The following is an 18,052-nucleotide window of genomic DNA, read 5'->3' on the forward strand; positions in this document are numbered from 1 at the left end:
ACGGGCTTCAGTGCGTCCGGGCGGGTGCCGCGGCGGCGTAGGCGGTGGTGGATTCCAGCGGGGACATGTACGTCCGGAACAGTCCCGCCGGGTCGTACGCGGCCCGGATCTCCTCCAGGCGTGCGGAGTTGCTCGGGCTGAGCCCGTGATCGAAGCGGTCGGCGAGGTTGTTGTCGGAGAACTGCAGGCCCTTCGACAGGTGCTGGATCGCGGCGAGTTCGCCGTGCGCCCACCGCTCGTGGGCGAGGTCCTCGGCCGGGTCGGTCCAGCCCGCGTTGGGCGAGAGGTAGACCTTGGCCTGGCTGGACCAGCAGGCGTCGGTGCGCGGCGGGTAGTGGCCCCAGAGCATCCACAGCACATGGCTGGTGGTGTCCGGGATGGAGTCGAACAGCGGCCCGGCCGCGGCCAGGATCTTGTCGACGGGGCCGTCGGCCCAGATCCCGTCGAGGGCCCAGCGCATCCCGGCCGGGGTGAGCCGGTCGGCGGCGTCGTACAGCTCGGCCATGCTCGTCTCCTGCGCGATCACCGCACGCACGGCCCGGTCGCGGAAGGGGGCGGCCTCCAGCGGGGCGAGCGGGTTGTCGCCGGTCTCGCAGAAGGCGGTCGCCGTGAGGGAGGCGGTCTTACGGTCGAGGCCGGGAGTGAAGCCCACCTTCGCCGAGAACTCGACTGCGGGCGACAGGCTTTCGAGCGTGTCGTACGCCCAGCTCAGCACCTCGTCGCGGAGTTCGAGCGGGTAGCTGTGCACGGTGCGCAGGATGCGCTGAGGCCGTTCGTGGAGGCGGAGGTGGAAGCGGGTGACCACGCCGAAGAAGCCGGGGCCGCTCCCCCGCGCCGCCCACAGCAGGTCGGGGTGCGAGGCGTCGGTGGCGTGCACCAGGCTGCCGTCGGCGAGGACCACGTCGATCGCCTCGATGCTGAGACAGGCGGGGTCGAGCCTGCGTGAGTCCCAGCCGTAGCCGCCGCCGAGGAGGAAGCCGCCGAGGCCGACCGTCGGTGCGTGCCCGGTGGGGAAGAACAGGCCGTGCGGTGCGAGGAGTTGGTCGAGTGCCGGTCCCTTGACGGCGGGTTGTACGGCTGCCGTGCGGGCCACCGGGTCCACGGAAGCCTGCTGCATCCGTGACAGGTCGAGCAGCATTCCGCCGTCCCGCACCCCGTTGCCCACCCAGCTGTGACCGCCCGAGCGGATGCCGATCGGCAGTCCTTCCCGGCGGGCCAGACGGACGGCCGCGACGACGTCCCGCTCGTCCTCGGCGAGGGCGATCACCTCGGGAAAGCGGCTGGGCTTGCGTTCGTTCCAGACGGCGTCGAGGCGGGCATGCTCATAGGCCTCGTCGCCGCGACGGATGAGGGTGCCCTGAGGCAGGTCGTGCATGGACGTCTCCTCACGCGGGGTTCGACACGCGACAGTACTGTCGACACTTTCGGCCTTCAAGGGGTGTGACGGCGAAATAGTTGCCATCTCTGCCGACACTAGTGAGTTTCTTCGAAATCGAAGAGCTCCGCCGGGTTGTCCACGAGCAGCCGCCGCAAGTGCGTGGCGTCCGGAGCCAGTTGCTCAAGGAGGTCCACGAGCAGCCCGTCGTCCGGTGCGGGGCCGGTGATGTTCACATGCGGGTAGTCGGTCCCCCACAGCACCCGTTCGGGCGCGTACGCCACCAGGGAGGCGGCCACCGCGACGGCGTCGGCGTACGGCGGCCCCTGCCGGGAGACCCGGTCGACCCCGCTGACCTTCACCCACACGTCCCCGGTGTCGAGGAGGGCGCGCAGGCTGCGCAGGGCGGGGCCGCCCCGTCCGGCGCTGACGTCGACGCGCCCGATGTGGTCGATCACGGCCCTGCCGGGCAGCGCGCGCACCAGCTGCTCCAGGCCGACGATCTCCTCGTCCCTGACGTGGAGTTGGGCCGACCAGCCGAGTCCGTCGACGCGTTCGAGCACCGAGTCGATCTCGGCGCGGGTGGGCGGGGTGCGCAGATGGGGCAGGAAGTTCAGCCGGAAGGCCCGTACTCCCGCGCGGTGCAGTTCCTCGATCTCGGCTCTGCTCGTCGCCTTGCCGATCAGGGCCACTCCGCGCAGCCGTCCGGCACCGGAGGCCAGCGCGTCCAGCAGCACACGATGGTCGTGGCCGTGACAGGAGGACTGCACGACGACGGCCCGGGTCAGCCCCAAGTGGGCGTGCAGGGCGCGAAGTTGTTCCTTCGGTGCGTCGAGCGGGGTGAAGGTGCGCTCCGGCGCGTACGGGAAGACCTCGGCCGGGCCGAAGATGTGGCAGTGGGCGTCGCAGCTGTCCGGCGGGAGCACCAGCGTGGGGGTACGGGGCGCCGGGTGCGGGGGCGGGCAGCCGGGCGAGGGGGTCGACTCCGGCGCCTGGACGGATGGCTGAGTCAACTCCGGTGCCTGGGCGGAGGGTTGGGTCACCGCCGGCTCAGTCACAGCGCGCCGTCATTCCACCGTCGACGACGATCTCCGTGCCGGTGACGAATCGGGCCTCGTCGGAGGCGAGGAACAGGGCGGCGTACGCCGTGTCCCGGCCGTCGCCCATGAACCCGAGCGGGATCCTGGCCTGCCGCTGCGCCAGCAGCTTCGCCACGTCACCGCCCGCGCGCTGGCCGGCGAGGCGGGCCTCCACCATCGGGGTGTGCAACTGCCCGGGGACGACGGTGTTCACGCGGATGTTGTCGGGGGCGTACTCGACGGCGGTCACCCGGGACAGCTGGATGACCGCCGCCTTCGCCGACGCGTAGCCGACCTGGGCGGCGCCGGTCCAGCGCAGCCCGGACGCCGACGCGGTGTTGACGATCGCGCCTCCGCCGCCGCGCCGCATCACCGGGATGGCGTGCTTGCAGGCGAGGAAGGCGCTGGTGAGGTTGGTGCGCAGCTGGCTGTCCCAGTCCTCCAGGCTCAGGTCGACGGCGCCGCCCGCGCGGGAGCCGCCGACGTTGTTGACGAGGATGTCGATCCGCCCCGCCCGCTCCTCGCATTCGGCGAAGAAGCCCTGGACGGCGGAGGGTTCGGTCATGTCGAGGACGGCCGTGTGGGCGGTGCCGCCTTCCTCACGCACGTGCCGCGCGGTCACCTCCAGGGACTCCTTGTCCCGGTCGGTCAGGAAGACGGTGGCGCCCTCCCGGGCGAAGATCACGGCGGTGGCGCGGCCGTTGCCCCAGCCGGGACCGACGCTGCCGGCGCCGCCGATGACCGCGATCCGGCCGGCCAGCCGGCCCGGCCGCTGATGCGGGATGTCTTGGGTCACGGGAACTCCCTCGGTCGGAGCGATGGGACAGGCTGCGAAACCGGTCGACGCGTCTACGGCGGACGGTGACCGCGCACGCGGGGCGAGCCGTCGAGCCTGTCGACAGTCTTAGCCAGGTGTCGACAGAAAGTAAACATCGAGGCATCTGAAGCACATCTATTGCCTTTAGTGTCGACAGGTGGCTTGGATGGGCTCGGGAACGCACCACGGATCCACGCCCCGCCGATCCACGCACCACGGATCCACGCCCCGCCGATCCACGCCCGACCGATCCACGCCCGGAGGACGCCATGGACAAGCCGCCCGTGTTCACCGCCGAGGAAATCGCCCGGTTCCGCGCGGAGTTGGCGGCACGGCGCGCGCCCGGCGCCCACGAGCCCGGCCACTGGTCGGTCAGTCCGCTCAACCGGCGCCCGGACGTGGTGGGTTCACTTCCTCCGGCTGTCCGGCTGCGGGACGCGACCCTGCGCTCGGTGGAGACACTGCCGGGCGTCGTCGCCTCCGCCGAGGCGAAGGAGACGTTTCTGCGCGGGCTCGTCGGCAGCGGGGTTCCCGAAGTCGTCACGGCCGGCATCGGCGGCCGTGACGACACCGCGCTCAAGTCCGAGGTGAGCCTGGTCAAGGGCGAGAACCCCGACTGCCGGATCGTGTGTCCGCTGATGCGCTCGACGGACGACATCGACCGTGCGGCCGAGGCCGGTTACGACGCCGTACAGGTCTGGGTGCAGGGCTTCGGCGAGATGTCCCTCATCTACCAGCCGATGATCTACGGCCGGGCATGGCGCGGCGAGGAGTGGCGTACCTCCGGGACTCCGCGCGACCGTGCCGCCGTACTGGCCCGCGCGACCCGGCTGATCCAGCACGCGCGCGGCCGCGGCCTCGATGTGATCGTGCCGCTGCTGATGGTCTCGTACCTGACCGAGGAGACTCACGAGGAGTCGGTGACCGTGCTGGCCGGAGCCGGCGCCACCGAACTCACCCTGTTCGACGGACCCGGCGCCATGAGCCCGGAGGCGTACGCGTACCTGGTCCGCCGCACCCGGACCCTCGCTCCGGACGTCGAGGTCGGGCTGCACCCGCACAACACCTTCGGCCTGGCGGTCGGTTGCGCGGTCGCCGCCGTACGGGCGGGCGCCGCGGCCGTCGAGCTCTCGGTGAACGGCTACTGCGGCGGGCCCGGCAACGCCGACCTGGCCGCGACGGCTCTGGCCTTCGAGGCGCTGTACGGCGTACGGACCGGGATCAGGACCGAGCGGCTGACCGAACTGGCCAGGGCCGGCGAGTCCCTGACGGGCTATCACACCGCGTGGAATCACCCGGTGACCGGCACCCACGCCTTCTGCTGGGGAGGCATGGACCTCATCACCCAGGAGACGGAGGTCGACCCCCTTCTGCACAACTGCCTGGAGCCCACCCTGGTCGGCAACGGCCGCAAGGTCCCGTTCACCCCCGACAGCGGCCCGTACACCCTGACCGACAAGCTGACGGCGCTCGGCTTCGAGCTCACCCAGGCCCAGGTCGAGGAAGTACTGGTCCGTTCCCGGGAGTTGATGGCCGACGGCGGCCGCCTGCTCACCGACGAGGACCTGGCCGCGCTGGCGAGCGAGGTCCGGTGAGGCGCACCCCCGCCCGAAGACAGCAATGCGGCTGAACGAACCGGCGTGCGGGGGACCGGTTCGTTCAGCCGCCGGGGAAGGGACCGTCAGCTGTAGGTGATGTCGGACGCCGCGTACTTGCAGTACGTGCCGTCGGCGTCGGTGCCGTTCTTGGTCGGCTCCGCCCCGGTGTTGTTGCCGATGTACTTCTGGCAGGGGATGATCTTCTTGCTGGTGTCCCCGACCATCTTGATGCCCTTCAGGGTCGCGCTGTCGCCGTAGTTGGTGTTGATGCCGACGATCCGGCCTCCCTTGTAGGTGGCCTCGATGGTGTTGAGGTTGATCGTCCGCTTGTACTGGGTCTTGCAGTTGCCGCACGACCGGACGAAGGTGCCGAAGGTCTGCACCGCGAAGTTCGAGACGTTCAGCGTTCCGGCGCCGTTGAACTGGAACACCTTGTCGCTGGCCTCCTTCGCCCCACCGCCGGACACGGTGTAGACGTTGGAGGACGAGGAGCCAAGGAACGTCGCCGCGTCCTCGCCGACGTCCTCCCACCAGACGTTCTGCAGCGTGCAGCTGCCCAGACAGTGGATGCCGTCCGCCGCGGGGGAACCGATGATGACGTTCTTGAGAACGGTGCCGGCGGCCAGTTCCAGGATCGGCCCCTGATCCTCCTCCTGGCTGCCGCTGCCCAGGTCACCGGTGCCGTAGAGCCGCAGCATCCCGTAGTCCTTGGTTCCGGAGACCGAGATGGTGGAGGAGACCGCCTGACTGCCGCTCGCGGTGGGCCAGGTGGCGGCACTCGCCGGCGTCAGCGCGCCTTCTGTCATGATCATGGCAACCGAGAGGCCGAGTGCGGCCAGGGTGCCGGTCAGAGCGCGCCGGCGGGCGCGCGCACGTACGGGTGAAGTCATGTCCCGTTGCCTTCTTCCAGGTGGGGGGTGGTCAGAGCTGCCCGGCGCCCGCGCCGGACGTGACCGACGCGACGACGGTCGAGGCGGGTTCGGCGGTGTAGCTGTAGGGCGGGGTGGTGAAGCTGCCGACCTGCGAGACCTCGGTGGCGGCTCCGCCGAGGTCGTTGCCGGTCAGGTTGGCGTAGCCGTCCACATCGCTGTCCCGGTTGGTGGTGACGGCGACCTCCGTGTCGCGGAACACGTTGTTCTCGACGAGCATCTGGGCGCCCATCCGGGAGTGCACGGCGGTCTCGGCCCCGACGACGTAGTTGTCGTAGAAGTGCCCGGTGCCGAAACGCAGGCTCGGGATGCGGGAGTTGACGTTGTTGAACCAGTTGTGGTGGTACGTCACCCGCAGATGCCCGGTGTCCTCGCTCGCGTTGTTGTCGCTGTGGCCGACGAGCGAGCCCTTGTAGTGATCCTTGAAGGTGTTCCAGCTGACGGTGACGTAGTCGGAGCCATGATTGATGTCGAGCAGACCGTCGTAGTAGTCCTTGCCGTGATCGAGGTCGGACGAGAAGGAGTTGTGGTCGATCCACACCTTCGTCGACGCCTGCACGGTGATGCCGTCGGCGGGCTTGAGCGGCTTGCTGATGTTCAGATTGCGGACGACGACGTTGGTGACCTTCTTCAGGCGCAGTCCGCCGCCGGTGAACCCGGACGACGAACCGACGCCCAGGACCGTGGTGTTGGAGCCGATGTCGACCTGACCGGTCAGCGAGATCAGGCCGTTGACCTTGACCACCTTGGCCGCGTCACCGGTGACCGCCGTCTTGAAGGCGTCGAGCGTGGTGACGGTGACGGCGGTCGCACTGCCTCCGCCGGTGGTCCCGGCGCCGAAGCCGACCGGCGAGGTCTCGGCGGCGCCGGCGGACTGCGGCAGAACGAGAACCGTGGTGACGGCCAGGGAGGCCGTCGCGGCCGCCGCCAGGGCCAGTTGGCGGGCGCGCCTTCGTGGGGGGCGAGTACGCATGCGGGTGTGTCCCTTCGGGAGCATCCGTGGGTCATGTACGCGAACGACGTACTTCATACGGAACAGCATGTGGCGCGCGGCAATACTCGTACGGGGACTCATGGGGCCCTGGTGCGTTCACTTGCCCAGGTGGTGCGGCTCGGAGATCTGGTGTCTCGTATACGAGATGTCACACGCGGGTCACGCTGCTGAACGGGAAACGTAAGGGGCAAGCGCTTTCTAGTCAACGCTTCACACAGAACACATCCGGCCAACTCCCGCATCACGCGGATTCCCGCGGAGCTCTGGAGCCCGGTGCCGCGGTGCTCGAGCGGAGCCCTGGAGCCCGGTGCGGCGGCGCTCAGGGCGGCGACACGGTTATGCGGTCGGCTTCGTCTTTCCCTGAGCGGCCTTCAGGTCGGCGAGCAGTTCGGCCTGCCCCGCCAGCACTCCGGAGAGGATGGTCCGCGCGACCCTGAGCAGCTCCGCCACATGCGGGCTGGTCAGCGAGTAGTAGACGGTCGAGCCTTCCTTGCGGGTGACGACCAGGTTCGCCCGCCGCAGCACGGCCAGCTGCTGGGACAGGTGCGCGGGCTCGATCCCCACCTCGGGCAGCATCTCCGCCACCGCGTACTCCCGCTCGCTCAGAAGCTCGAGGACGCGGATACGTGCCGGATGCCCGAGCGTCTTGAAGAACTCGGCCTTCAGTTGGTACAGCGGCGTACTCATGCTGCCGTCCCCTCTCCGACCCGCCGGCACGGACGTACCGACCGCTCCTCGGCGCCTCGCACCCGCCCACTCGTCACACCCATGCGGACCATCCTCGCCTGCCGGGCAGGCAGGACCCAATTCGCGTCCCTTTTTGCGCGGGACCCCCCTTCACAGCGGCAGGGTGATCCAGATGCTCTTGCCGTTGCCGTCGGCGTCGCCGCGAACCACCGCTGAACCGCCGAGGCCGAGAGTGACCTCCATGACCGTCGCGAGGCCGCCGGTGCCGGACGCCGCGACGCTCGCGTCCAGGGCCGGCCGGAACGGGTGACGGTCGTGGACGGCGAACGCCAGACAGTCCCGGCCCGCCGCGTAGACGATGGTGATCTGCGGCGAGAGCGCGGCGGCGTGCCGGACGCTGTTGGTGACCAGTTCGCCGAGGATCAGCAAGGCGGGGTCGACGGCGGGATGGCGGCGGCTGATCCCCCACTCGATCAGGGCTTCCTCCGCGGTCTCGCGGGCCGTGCGCACGGCCGACGGTATGGCGGGCAACGTCAGGACATGCCGGTAGGGCAGGGCCTCCAGCCGCGTGCTCATCGGCGCTCCGAGCTGTCGCCCAGGCGGAATCCCGCGAGGGACCGGGGATGGATCCGGATGACGGCGTCGTGCGGGCCGTGGGCCCAGCCGCTCAGCGTCCGGTGGTAGTGCGCGGCTTCGTCGCGGTCGGTGATCACTTCGGCATGCCCGGTGGCGGTGACGCTCCAGCCGGTGCCGGTCCGGGGGTCGATCTCCTCGACGTGGTACGTCGCTGTCGGCGGGACCGCGGCCGCCTGGACCGGGGTGCGCACGACCAGGTTCCCGAACTCCCACACGTGCCGCGCCGGACGGACGACGGTCAGCTCCCGCCGCACGTACACCAGTCGTCCCAGCGCGGCCCCCTCCAGCAGCCACAAAGCCTCCGCACCGGAGACCTCGACCATGCGCGGTGATGCGGGGGTGGTGCTCATCGGGCTCGTTCCTCGCTCGCGGCCCGGGGATCCGGGTGGGTCTTCGGGGTGGGTACGGCGGGCAGCAGGCCGGCCAGTTCCAGGTGTTCGCGGGCGCCACGGATCGCCTCGGGGGTGGTGGCGTACTCGCGGCCCTCCAGGCGCAGCAGGTCGAGCGCTCCGACGGAGTCCAGTACCTGGCGCTGGCCCGGGCGTATGCCGGAGGTCATGACGGCGATGCCCCGCCGGTGCAGTTTCTGCACCGCGTCCTTGAGGACCAGGGCACCGGTGGCGTCCATGGTGCTCACCCGGGACATGCGCAGGATGACGACCCGGACGTCGGCGACATCGGTCAGCTCCAGCAGAAAGCGGTGGGCGGCGGCGAAGAACAGCGGACCGTCGATGCGGTAGGCCACGATGTGTTCGGCCAGCAACGCGTGTTCCTCCGCACTGTGGTCACCGCGGTCCAGCGGCACCTGGTCGAGGCTGGCCTGCTGGGCGACCGCGCGCAGGGCCAGGGTGCCCGCCACGACCAGGCCGATGATCACGGCGTAGACGAGGTCGAGGGCGAGCGTGGCGACGGCGGTGAGGACGAGGATCAGCGCGTCGGAGCGGGTGGCCCTCGCCATCGCCCGGAGCGAGCCGACCTCGACCATGCGGATCGCCGTGGCCAGCAGCACACCCGCCAGCGCCGCGAGCGGGATCTTCGAGACGAGGGGCGCGGCCGCGAAGACGATCACCGCGAGGATCGCGGCGTGCGTGAGTGCGGCGAGCCGGGAGCCCGCGCCCGTACGGACGTTGACCGCGGTCCGTGCGATCGCCCCCGTCGCGGGCACTCCGCCGAACAGCGGCGCCGCGATGTTGGCCAGCCCCTGTCCGAACAATTCCCTGTCCGGATCGTGCTGCTGCCCGACCGTCATGCCGTCCGCGACCGAGGCCGAGAGCAGCGACTCCAGGGCGGCGAGCGATGCCACGGCGACGGCGGGGGCGAGCAGCGTGCCGAACGCGCTCAGGTCGAGGAACCCGAGGGAGGGAGCGGGCAGCCCGGACGGGAGGGTGCCGATCGCCTTGGCCGAGTCGAGCCCGGCGAGCCGGGCCACGAGCGTGGCCGCGACGACGGCGATGAGGGAGAAGGGGAGAGCCGGCCGCCATCGCGCCCCGACCAGCATGACCACAGCCACGGCCGCCGCGAGGGCCACGGCCGTCCAGTTCGGCTGCCGTACGAACTCCTCGACGGCACGCCAGGTGACCACCAGCACGCGGTCGCCGTCGGGTTTGGCCACACCCAACGCGTTCGGCATCTGTTGCAGCCCGATCACGCAGGCGATGCCGAGCGTGAAGCCCTCGACGACCGGCGCGGGCACGTATTGCATGTACCTGCCGGCCTTGAGGGCTGCCAGGGCGACCAGCATCACGCCCGCCATCAGGCCGACCGTCAGCACGCCCGACGGCCCGTGCTCGGCCACGATCGGCACCAGCACCACGGTCATCGCGCCGGTCGGTCCGGACACCTGAAGATTCGACCCGCCGAAGAGCGCGGCGAGCGCCCCGGCGACGACCGCGGTCGCCAGCCCCGCCTCCGCGCCGAGACCGGAGGAGACCCCGAACCCGAGGGCCAGGGGCAGCGCGACGACGGCCACGGTGAGCCCGGCGAGCAGATCACGCCGGGGGGCGCGCGCCATCTCCGCCAGGTCGGCGCGGGCAGGCAACAGCGCGGAGATCCGGGTCCGGGCCCGGTCGAACGCCCCGCTCATCGTGTGCCGACCTCAGCTTCTCGCAGCTCGGCCAGGAGTTCGTCGCGCCCGGAGAGCATCTCGGTCAGGATCCGCCGGGCCGCCCGCATGAGATCCGCGACGTCCCCGCCGGCCAGTTCGTAGACCACTGTGGAGCCGTCGCGCTTGGAGGTGACGATGCCCGAACGGCGCAGCACCGCCAGTTGCTGCGAGAGCGCGGACGGCTCCACTTCGATGGCGGCCAGCAGATCGCGCACCGGCTTCGGTCCGTCCTGCAGGAGCTCCAGGACCCTTATGCGCACGGGATGCCCCAGCATGCGGAAGAACTCCGCCTTGGCCTGGTACAGCGGTACCGACACGACTCCTCGACTTCCCCATGCGAGCGCCTGCCCCGGGCACACGGTCGCGGCACCGGGACTCGCTGCGGTTGCAGCCGACACAGCATCTAAGCAATTGCGAAATTTTGCAATTACGCATCTGTCGAGGATCCTGGTACCCCGGACATGGATCAAGGAGCAGCGGTGAGCGAGACCAAGGACAGCAACGGGAACCTCCTGGCGGACGGCGACTCCGTCACGGTGATCAAGGACCTGAAGGTGAAGGGCACCTCGGAGACCCTCAAGCGCGGGACGCTGGTGAAGAACATCCGCCTGACCGGCAAGCCCGACGAGATCGAGTGCAACACGAAGAAGGTCAAGGGCCTGGTCCTGAAGACCACCTTCCTGAAGAAGGCCTGACATCGGGCCCGGCCCACGGAGGGGACCGGGCCCGATGCCGACGCGTCAGCTGAGGCCGAGGTCGGAGAGGGCGGTCGTCCAGTCGGTGATGATGGCGTCCTGGGCGTCGGTGAGGCTGACGGTGCCGGCGCAGACGGCCTTCTTGAGCTTGTTCTCGACCGTGTCCTTGTTGGCGGCGGTCTTCGTGCCGTACTCGGGCTCGGGCCAGAGGTTGAGCGCGCTCTTGGGGGAACCGCCGAGCTCGAGGGGGACGAAGTGGTCTTCCTCGTAGTCGGAGGTGGAGGTGTCGGTGTAGCCGTACTCGACGATCTGCTTCTTCTTCAGAGCAGTGGTGTACGAGCTGGAGGGCCGTACCGTCGCGGTCCAGCCGGAGACGCAGATCGTGGAGTCGATGGTGTCCTGGGTGACGTCCGGGTTGAGGTCGCCGGGCTGGCAGCTGGGGTCGGGCAGCGGAAGGTAGTCCTGGCTGCAGCTGGCGGCGTGCGCGGTGCCGGCGGTGACGGTGAGCCCGGCGGCGGCGAGGGCCAGCGCGGACAGACTGGTGACGAGGGGACGGGATATGCGGGACATCGTGGGGGTCTCCCGATGTGGTGCCCGGCAGAATTCCGGGCGGTCGTGGGCATGACAGCACCGGGAACTTCTATGCGGGTAGACCCTTTGACTCGACCGGGAGACCCTTGGTTGAAGATTTATCCATGGCCTGACCGCTGTAGGTGAAGTCATGGCCTGGGCTTGGTTGTTGGGTGAGACACCACCGACGAGGGCCAGAGAAGTTAGCGTGCACCTGTCATTACTCAGGTGAAGGTGCACCACGTGCACAAGGGGGAAGTTCCCCTGGGGAAGACGCGCGCGCCCGCAGTTCTGGGTCGCCTGGCCCTCGCGTTACTCGCGGGGGCCGTTCTCGTTCTGGCGCAACTCACCAGCGCCGGCGGCTACTTCACGGCATACGCGGACACCGCGCGCACCGGTGAATTGCCCCGACGGCATGACCCCTAGCGGTACGCGGCACGTCGGGGCGTCAGGGCGTCAGCGTGATGCGGATGCCCACCGTGCCGCGCTCGCCCCGGCGCAGGCGGCTGCCGAAGAGGGTGAGGCGACCGACGAGACCGTACTTGCGGGCGACGAGCTGCCGGTAGTGGGCGGTCGCGGCCGCGTCGACCACCTCGGCGGTGGCCGGGACCTGTTCGCCGGTCGGATTGCCCCGCACGTCGCAGGGTCCCACCAGAACGTCGGCGCGGTTGCGGATCCGCTTCACCTTCCAGCTGTCCGCGGGGGTCCAGGCGCCGAGCGCCGCACCGTCCCGCACGACCCACACCGGCGTGGCGACTCCCGTGCCGTTCTTGCGGTAGCTCGTGATCAGCAGGTACTTGCCCGAACCGAGCGTGTCCAGCGAAGCCTCGTCCATGGCGGAAGTCTAAGCGGCCGGTCCGGGCGCCGCAGGGCGCCCGGACCGCTCGGTTCAGGACAACTGGCCGTCGTAGTCGGGCAGCTTGAAGGTGCGCTCGGCGTGGCCTCCGACGAGGTCGGAGGTGTTGTTGCCGACGTTGGCGATGATCGTGTAACCCAGGGACTCGATCTGCGCCCGCTTGCTGGTCTTGTAGGCGCTGACCTCGTCGAAGAGATCCGGCAGATCACGCACGTAGAGGCCGGAGACCGGATAGCCGACGGTCTTCAGGTTCCACTTCGTCTCGCTGGCGATGATGCCGGGGCGCGCGGTGACGAAGAAGATGTCGACGCCCCGGGAGTGCGCGTAGCGAGCCAGTTCCAGGGAGGCCTTGACCGCCGGGGTGGGGAGCGCGTACCAGGGGTGGAAGTCCGTCTCCAGCGTGGTGTTGTCGATGTCGAAGACGAGGGCGAGCTTCTGTCCGCCGGCGTTCGCGGTGCGCTGTTCGACGTACGGCAGCGCCTGGTCGATAACGGCCTGGACGTCACCCTGCCAGGTGGCGTAGTCGACGTCGGCCTGGGCCGCGGTGGTGCTCACCGCCGCCTGGACCGGGGCCGCGGCGGCGGACCCGGCCGCGGTGACCGTCCCTCCGATCCCCAGCGCCACGACCGCCGAGACCGCGCCTATCCTGCGCCCCACACCGCGTCCTGTCATGCCCGTCCCCTTCTCACGCCTGTACACGTCGGAGCGGCGAGCTGCCTAAGCCGGTCTCGCCGCGCCCGACATGATCGCGTGCACGGATGTACGAAAGGAGAAGGAAGAGTTACTGCTCGGTAGAGAATGTCGCCGCCGCCCTCCCCCGCTCCGGTCGCGCGGTGGCAGACGCGGGCGTCCCGTGTGAGCCTGGGCTCGCGGTCGGCGGGCCGCGGTGTCGGCTCGTGGAGAGAGGCTGCTCGGATGGACGCTCCGAAGATCGTCATCGTCGGCGCGGGTTTCGCCGGCGTCGAGGCCGCGCGGGGCCTCGAACGGATCCTCGCTCCCGGCGACGCCCGGATCACCCTGGTCAGCCCCACCGACTACCAGCTCTATCTGCCGCTGCTGCCGCACGTCGCCGCCGGTGTCGTCACCCCGCAGTCCGTGGCGCCCTCGCTGCGCCGGATCCTGCACCGCACCGTGCTGGTGCCGGGTGGGGTGATCGGCGTGGATCCAGGGGCCAAGGTGTGCGTCGTCCGCAAGATCACCGGAGACGTCGTCGACCTGTCGTACGACTACTTGCTCCTCACCCCGGGCAGCGTGACCCGCACCTTCGACATCCCGGGGCTGCTGGACGAGGCGCGAGGCATGAAGAACCTCGCCCAGGCCGTGTATCTGCGCGACCACGTGATCGCCCAACTCGACCTGGCGGCGGCCACGTCGGACGAGGACGAGCGGGCCGCGCGACTGCAGTTCGTGGTGGTCGGCGGCGGCTACGCGGGCACCGAGACCGCGGCCTGTCTGCAACGCCTGACCACCGCCGCGGCGAAGCGCTACCACCCGCGGATCGACCCCCGCCTCATCAACTGGCATCTGGTCGACCTCGCCCCCAAACTCCTGCCGGAGCTCGGCGACAAGCTGGGCAGGAGCGCACTGCGCATGCTGAGCGAACGCGGGGTGCAGATCTCGCTGGAGACGTCCGTCGCCTCCGTGACCGAGGACAAGGTCTCCCTCACCGACGGGCGGGTGCTGCCCTCGCGGACGCTGGTGTGGACGGCCGGTGTCGCGGCGAGCCCGCTGGTCGACTCGCTGGGCGCGGAGACCGTACGCGGCCGGATCGCCACCGAACCCGACTTCCGGGTGCCGGGCCTGGACGGGGTGTTCGCGCTCGGCGACGCGGCCGCCGTCCCCGACCTGGCCAAGGGCGACGGCTCGTACTGCCCGCCCACCGCCCAGCACGCCGCCCGGCAGGGCCGGCACGCGGCGAAGACCCTGACCGCGCTGATGCGCGGGGAGCCGACGACGCCGTACAAGCACAAGGACCTCGGTCTCGTCGTCGACCTCGGCGGCCACGACGCGGTGTCCAAGCCGCTCGGTATCGGTCTCAAGGGCGTGCCCGCGCAGGTCGTGGCCCGCGGCTACCACTTGTACGCGCTGCGCACCGGCGCGGCCCGGTTCCGTACGAGTGCCAACTGGCTGCTCAACGCGGTCGCCGGCGACGACTTCGTCCGCACCGGGTTCCTCGCCGACAAGAAGGGAACCCTCCGGGACTTCGAGAAGACCGACGTCTGTCTGACTCCGCAGGAGGTCGCCGCCCGCACCCGTGTCTAACGCTCGGCGGTACTCGTGAGCAGGTCGAGGTAGCGGCGGCCGAAGAGGTAGGCGTCTCCCGGCCAGCGGGCCGAGAGGTAGTGGCCGTCCCGCACGACGAACGCATGCGTGTCGTCGGAGGCGGTGCCCCGCCTGGTGAGCGTGCGAGGCCCCCGCTCGAACTGCGCGGCCGGGTCGGCGAGGGCCGCTCTGACCTCGTCCTCGACGTAGGCGGGGTAGGTGCGGTAGTAGCGGCCGAGACGCCAGGCGGTGGTGAAGTAGGCCGTGCGTTCCATGTACTTGGGCAGACAGGTCGTCCGCCGGTCGGCCAGCACGCTGCGCCCGGTCGCGGTGTCGCGGGCCCGGGCGAGCACGAGGACGCCGTGGCAGATCGCGCCGACCGGCCGCTCCAGGGTCCAGAAGCGGGCGATCCGCTGCTGCAACGCCGACGAGCCCAGGTACTGCCGCATGCCGGGCGCGTGTCCGCCGGGCAGCAGCAGCCCGTCGAACTCCTCGACATCGACGTCCGCCCAGGAGACCGTGGCGTCGAACTCCGGGGATTCGGTGAGCTGTTGATAGCACCGCCGGGGTTCCGCCTCGGCGCCGAGCTGTCCGAAGAGCACGCCTGTCAGCAGCTTCGGGTCCGCCTCGGGCCGGGTACCCGCACGCTCGGTCGCGAAGACGACCTCGTGCCCCGCCTCCGTGAGGATCCGCCAGGGTACGGCTACTTCGGTGACGTCGAAGTCTCGGTCGGGGACCGGCATGAGCACGCGCATCCACTCATCATGACAGGGCTGTTCACCACGCGAGAGGGCCCGGGGCCGAGCCCCGCGAATGCTTCGTGCGCCGCGGTGAACGCGGGGGCCTGGGCGCACGTATGAGGGGAGGGCTCTCGACCGGGGCCCTCGGCGGTGGTGACGCCGCGCCGTTCGGCTTCGGGAGCCCATGGATGAGGCACGCACGACGACGGATCGTCCGACGGGGGGCGCGACTCGCGGCCGTCGGCGGGCTGCTCTGCGGAGGGCTGATGGTGACGCACGCGATGGCGAGCGAACCGTCCGACACGTCGCGTGCCACCGAGAGTTCGGCGCAGGCAGCCGCCGATACGGGCGCCTCCCTGGTCTCGAGCCTCGGCACCTCGCGTACCGCCGGCAGTTGGATCGCCGCCGACGGGCGCCCGGTCGTCGCGGTGACCGACTCGGCCGCGGCGGCCGAGGTGAAGGAGGCGGGTGCCCGCGCGAAGGTCGTGCGGCACAGCATGCGGGACCTCAAGTCCGCGACTGCGAGCCTGAGTTCGGCGCCCCGGGTGCCGGGCACCGCCTGGGCCGTGGACTACACGAAGAACGAGGTGGTGGTGCAGGCCGACAGCACGGTCTCCGCCTCCGACTGGTCGCGTATGACGCAACTCGCGGACGGCATCGGGGACTCCGTACGCATGCAGCGGACCCAGGGCGCGTTCACCACGCGGCTGAACGGCGCGCAGCCGATCTTCTCGACCGGCGGGCGCTGTTCGGCGGGCTTCAACGTGACCAACGGGCAGAGCGAGTTCATCCTCACGGCCGGGCACTGCGGCCCGGCAGGATCCGTCTGGTTCGCCGACAACCGGGGCACTCAGCAGGTGGGCCGGACGATCACCACGGCGTTCCCCGGCAGTGACTTCTCCCTCGTGCAGTACGACAACGGTCAGCAGACCACGGCCGGGAGCAATGTCGTGGCCATCGGCGGCGGAAACGGCGTACGCATCACGGGCGCCGCCGATCCGACGGTCGGCCAGCGGGTCTTCCGCAGCGGCAGCACCAGCGGGCTGCACGACGGGAAGGTGACCGCGCTCAACGCCACGGTCAACTACCCGGAGGGCACCGTCACCGGACTCATCGAGACCACGGTGTGCGCCGAACCCGGCGACAGCGGCGGCCCGATGTTCTCCGAGGGCATCGCACTCGGAGTGACCTCGGGAGGCAACGGGGACTGCACCGCCGGCGGTACGACGTTCTTCCAGCCGGTCACCAAGGCGCTGACGGCGCTGGGTGTGCAGCTCGCGGGGCAGCCGCAGGCCTCCGCCGGCGGCGCGGCCCAGGCCTCCCCCGCTCCTTCGCTTTCGGCCGCATCACCCTCGGCGTCTCAGGGCGCGGCGGTCGCGCCCGGGTCGGCCGCGCCGGGCGCCGTCGAGCCGGTGGGGACGACGGGCAACGCCCAGACGCTCGTCTCCCGGCTCACGAACCCCCAGAACGTCGGTCCGGGCCTACTGATCATCGCGGGAAGTCTGATCGCTCTGGTGGCGACGCGGTACATCCGCACGGAACAGGACCGCAAAGCCTATCGGCGTCAGTATTCGCAGAGTTGGGGCTGAGATCCGGGTGGTCACGCCGCCTGCGTGGGCGACTCCAGGGAGGCTTCCGCCCACTCCAGGACGAGCCGCTGGTACTCCCGCCGCTGCTCCATGTTCAGCGTCCCGCCCGTCCGGAACCAGAGGGCCCGGATCTCCTCGTTGACCTCGGCGGCTGAGCGCTCAGAGTCGCTTTCAGGAGTGGTGGACATGGTGTGAATCATACGGGTCCTGGCGTGAAGGTGATGTGAGTAAAGGTGCGCCCCCTGACATTACGGACCGTGAAGCTCATCACTCACGAGCACGGTGTCCTCGACGAGTTGGGCGGGCTGGACCTCCGGATCGGCGCCTGCGGCCGGGTGCCGTCAGGTGCCCGGCTTGCGGCCGTACACGAAGACGTCGTCGCCGGTCTTGAGCAGTGACCAGTACTTCTTGGCCGTGTCCTTGGTCATGTTGACGCAGCCGTGCGAGCCGGGCGGGTTCCACATGCTGAGGCCGACCGAGTGGAAGGCCTCGCCGCCGTCGAAGAACTGGCTGTAGGGCATGGGCACGTTGTAGATGTCCGAGACGTGGTCGATGTCCCGCCAGTAGATCTTCTTCAGGCCGGTGCGGGTCTCGTATCCGTCGCGTCCGGTACGGACCGGCACCGGACCGTAGACGAGCCTGTCGCCGTCCTGGACCCAGCTGAGCTGGAGTGTCAGGTTGACGCAGGCGATGCGGCCCTTGTTGACCGGGCACTTGCCGTCCTTGTTCGGGTTGTTCCCCACGGCCTTCTGCTTGTTCATGAGGTCCATCACGCCCCAGGTGACGGGTCCCGCGTACCCGATGTTCGGGGTGATGCCGTGCTTGGTCTGGAAGGCCTGGATCGCCTTGCAGTCGGCGGTGGACTGGCGGCCGTCGACCGGACGGCCGAGGAACTTCTCCACCTGCTTCTGGTACGGGCCGGTCTGTGTCGTGCAGCTCGCGGCCTGCGCGGGCGTCGTGCCCAGCGCGAGGGTCAGCGGTGCGAGCAGTCCGGTGATCCCGAGCGCGACGGCTCCTCGTCGGCGTATGTCCCCCATGGCGGGCCTTCCCTTCCTTGCTTTCTCCGTTTTCTGCCTGCTAGACCCGCATCGGGGGGTATGAGTTGTAGGGCTGGCGACGCT

20 protein-coding genes are annotated in these 18,052 nt (G+C 70.1%); 4 read left to right on the forward strand and 16 right to left on the reverse strand.

Annotated elements, in window-relative coordinates; all coding sequences use genetic code 11:
* Positions 1–7: 7 nt before the first annotated feature.
* From OIC96_RS02870 to OIC96_RS02880, 3 genes are all read right to left on the reverse strand, one after another.
* On the reverse strand, positions 8–1,375 hold the full coding sequence (locus OIC96_RS02870; protein ID WP_330309471.1) for an FAD-binding oxidoreductase: 1,368 nt from the start codon (positions 1,373–1,375) through the stop codon (positions 8–10).
* 98 nt (positions 1,376–1,473) lie between these two features.
* Positions 1,474–2,418 carry an amidohydrolase family protein gene (locus OIC96_RS02875; protein ID WP_330309470.1) on the reverse strand — a complete coding sequence of 315 codons (945 nt, stop codon included), beginning with the start codon at positions 2,416–2,418 and terminating at the stop codon, positions 1,474–1,476.
* A 7-nt stretch (positions 2,419–2,425) separates the two neighbouring features.
* Positions 2,426–3,250: an SDR family NAD(P)-dependent oxidoreductase gene (locus OIC96_RS02880; protein WP_330309469.1), complete on the reverse strand. Its 825-nt coding sequence runs from the start codon at positions 3,248–3,250 to the stop codon at positions 2,426–2,428.
* Between the two features lie 290 nt (positions 3,251–3,540).
* Here OIC96_RS02880 and OIC96_RS02885 point away from each other — a divergent pair, with 290 nt between their 5' ends.
* Positions 3,541–4,866 carry a hypothetical protein gene (locus tag OIC96_RS02885; RefSeq protein ID WP_330309468.1) on the forward strand — a complete coding sequence of 442 codons (1,326 nt, stop codon included), beginning with the start codon at positions 3,541–3,543 and terminating at the stop codon, positions 4,864–4,866.
* 86 nt (positions 4,867–4,952) lie between these two features.
* On the opposite strand, the gene OIC96_RS02890 is transcribed toward OIC96_RS02885, so the two are convergent.
* From OIC96_RS02890 to OIC96_RS02920, 7 genes are all read right to left on the reverse strand, one after another.
* A complete protein-coding gene (locus OIC96_RS02890) occupies positions 4,953–5,759 on the reverse strand; it encodes a pectate lyase (RefSeq protein ID WP_330309467.1) in 807 nt (268 codons plus the stop codon).
* Positions 5,760–5,790: 31 nt separating this feature from the next.
* Positions 5,791–6,771: a pectate lyase family protein gene (locus OIC96_RS02895; RefSeq protein WP_330309466.1), complete on the reverse strand. Its 981-nt coding sequence runs from the start codon at positions 6,769–6,771 to the stop codon at positions 5,791–5,793.
* Between the two features lie 357 nt (positions 6,772–7,128).
* Complete coding sequence (locus OIC96_RS02900) at positions 7,129–7,479, reverse strand: ArsR/SmtB family transcription factor (RefSeq protein WP_330309465.1); 351 nt, start codon at positions 7,477–7,479, stop codon at positions 7,129–7,131.
* Positions 7,480–7,629: 150 nt separating this feature from the next.
* The gene (locus OIC96_RS02905) at positions 7,630–8,055 is read right to left on the reverse strand and encodes an ATP-binding protein (protein WP_330309464.1); all 426 of its coding nucleotides are present in this window, start codon (positions 8,053–8,055) and stop codon (positions 7,630–7,632) included.
* Positions 8,052–8,465: a pyridoxamine 5'-phosphate oxidase family protein gene (locus OIC96_RS02910; RefSeq protein ID WP_330309463.1), complete on the reverse strand. Its 414-nt coding sequence runs from the start codon at positions 8,463–8,465 to the stop codon at positions 8,052–8,054. The genes OIC96_RS02905 and OIC96_RS02910 overlap by 4 nt, the downstream gene beginning before the upstream one ends.
* On the reverse strand, positions 8,462–10,198 hold the full coding sequence (locus OIC96_RS02915) for a SulP family inorganic anion transporter (protein WP_330309462.1): 1,737 nt from the start codon (positions 10,196–10,198) through the stop codon (positions 8,462–8,464). The genes OIC96_RS02910 and OIC96_RS02915 overlap by 4 nt, the downstream gene beginning before the upstream one ends.
* Positions 10,195–10,536: an ArsR/SmtB family transcription factor gene (locus tag OIC96_RS02920; protein WP_327434162.1), complete on the reverse strand. Its 342-nt coding sequence runs from the start codon at positions 10,534–10,536 to the stop codon at positions 10,195–10,197. Before OIC96_RS02920 ends, OIC96_RS02915 begins: the two co-directional genes overlap by 4 nt.
* Positions 10,537–10,698: 162 nt before the next feature.
* Between OIC96_RS02920 and OIC96_RS02925 the strand changes: the two genes are divergently transcribed.
* Positions 10,699–10,914 carry an alkylphosphonate utilization protein gene (locus OIC96_RS02925; protein WP_327434161.1) on the forward strand — a complete coding sequence of 72 codons (216 nt, stop codon included), beginning with the start codon at positions 10,699–10,701 and terminating at the stop codon, positions 10,912–10,914.
* 45 nt (positions 10,915–10,959) lie between these two features.
* On the opposite strand, the gene OIC96_RS02930 is transcribed toward OIC96_RS02925, so the two are convergent.
* The 3 genes from OIC96_RS02930 to OIC96_RS02940 all read right to left on the reverse strand — a co-directional run bounded on the left by OIC96_RS02930 (position 10,960) and on the right by OIC96_RS02940 (position 13,012).
* Complete coding sequence (locus OIC96_RS02930; RefSeq protein ID WP_330309461.1) at positions 10,960–11,484, reverse strand: hypothetical protein; 525 nt, start codon at positions 11,482–11,484, stop codon at positions 10,960–10,962.
* Positions 11,485–11,932: 448 nt separating this feature from the next.
* Complete coding sequence (locus tag OIC96_RS02935) at positions 11,933–12,319, reverse strand: PPOX class F420-dependent oxidoreductase (RefSeq protein ID WP_330309460.1); 387 nt, start codon at positions 12,317–12,319, stop codon at positions 11,933–11,935.
* A gap of 54 nt (positions 12,320–12,373) precedes the next feature.
* Positions 12,374–13,012: an HAD family acid phosphatase gene (locus OIC96_RS02940; protein WP_330309459.1), complete on the reverse strand. Its 639-nt coding sequence runs from the start codon at positions 13,010–13,012 to the stop codon at positions 12,374–12,376.
* Between the two features lie 243 nt (positions 13,013–13,255).
* On the opposite strand from OIC96_RS02940, the gene OIC96_RS02945 reads away from it, so the two are divergent.
* Positions 13,256–14,602, forward strand: coding sequence for an NAD(P)/FAD-dependent oxidoreductase (locus tag OIC96_RS02945; RefSeq protein ID WP_330309458.1), 1,347 nt, complete (start codon positions 13,256–13,258; stop codon positions 14,600–14,602).
* On the opposite strand, the gene OIC96_RS02950 is transcribed toward OIC96_RS02945, so the two are convergent.
* Positions 14,599–15,357, reverse strand: coding sequence for a type 1 glutamine amidotransferase domain-containing protein (locus tag OIC96_RS02950; protein WP_330309457.1), 759 nt, complete (start codon positions 15,355–15,357; stop codon positions 14,599–14,601). The genes OIC96_RS02945 and OIC96_RS02950 overlap by 4 nt on opposite strands.
* A 173-nt stretch (positions 15,358–15,530) precedes the next feature.
* On the opposite strand from OIC96_RS02950, the gene OIC96_RS02955 reads away from it, so the two are divergent.
* Positions 15,531–16,931, forward strand: coding sequence for a S1 family peptidase (locus tag OIC96_RS02955; RefSeq protein ID WP_330309456.1), 1,401 nt, complete (start codon positions 15,531–15,533; stop codon positions 16,929–16,931).
* 11 nt (positions 16,932–16,942) lie between these two features.
* Here the strand turns inward: OIC96_RS02955 and OIC96_RS02960 are convergent, their stop codons facing one another.
* Both OIC96_RS02960 and OIC96_RS02965 read right to left on the reverse strand, forming a co-directional pair.
* Positions 16,943–17,131: a hypothetical protein gene (locus OIC96_RS02960; protein WP_330309455.1), complete on the reverse strand. Its 189-nt coding sequence runs from the start codon at positions 17,129–17,131 to the stop codon at positions 16,943–16,945.
* A 141-nt stretch (positions 17,132–17,272) separates the two neighbouring features.
* Entirely contained in the window at positions 17,273–17,968 is a 696-nt protein-coding gene (locus tag OIC96_RS02965) for a L,D-transpeptidase family protein (RefSeq protein WP_330309454.1), read from the reverse strand.
* Between the last annotated feature and the right edge of the window lie 84 nt (positions 17,969–18,052).

The sequence above is a fragment of the Streptomyces sp. NBC_00775 genome (assembly GCF_036347135.1).
In the GTDB taxonomy this organism is placed as follows: Bacteria; Actinomycetota; Actinomycetes; order Streptomycetales; family Streptomycetaceae; genus Streptomyces; species Streptomyces lutosisoli.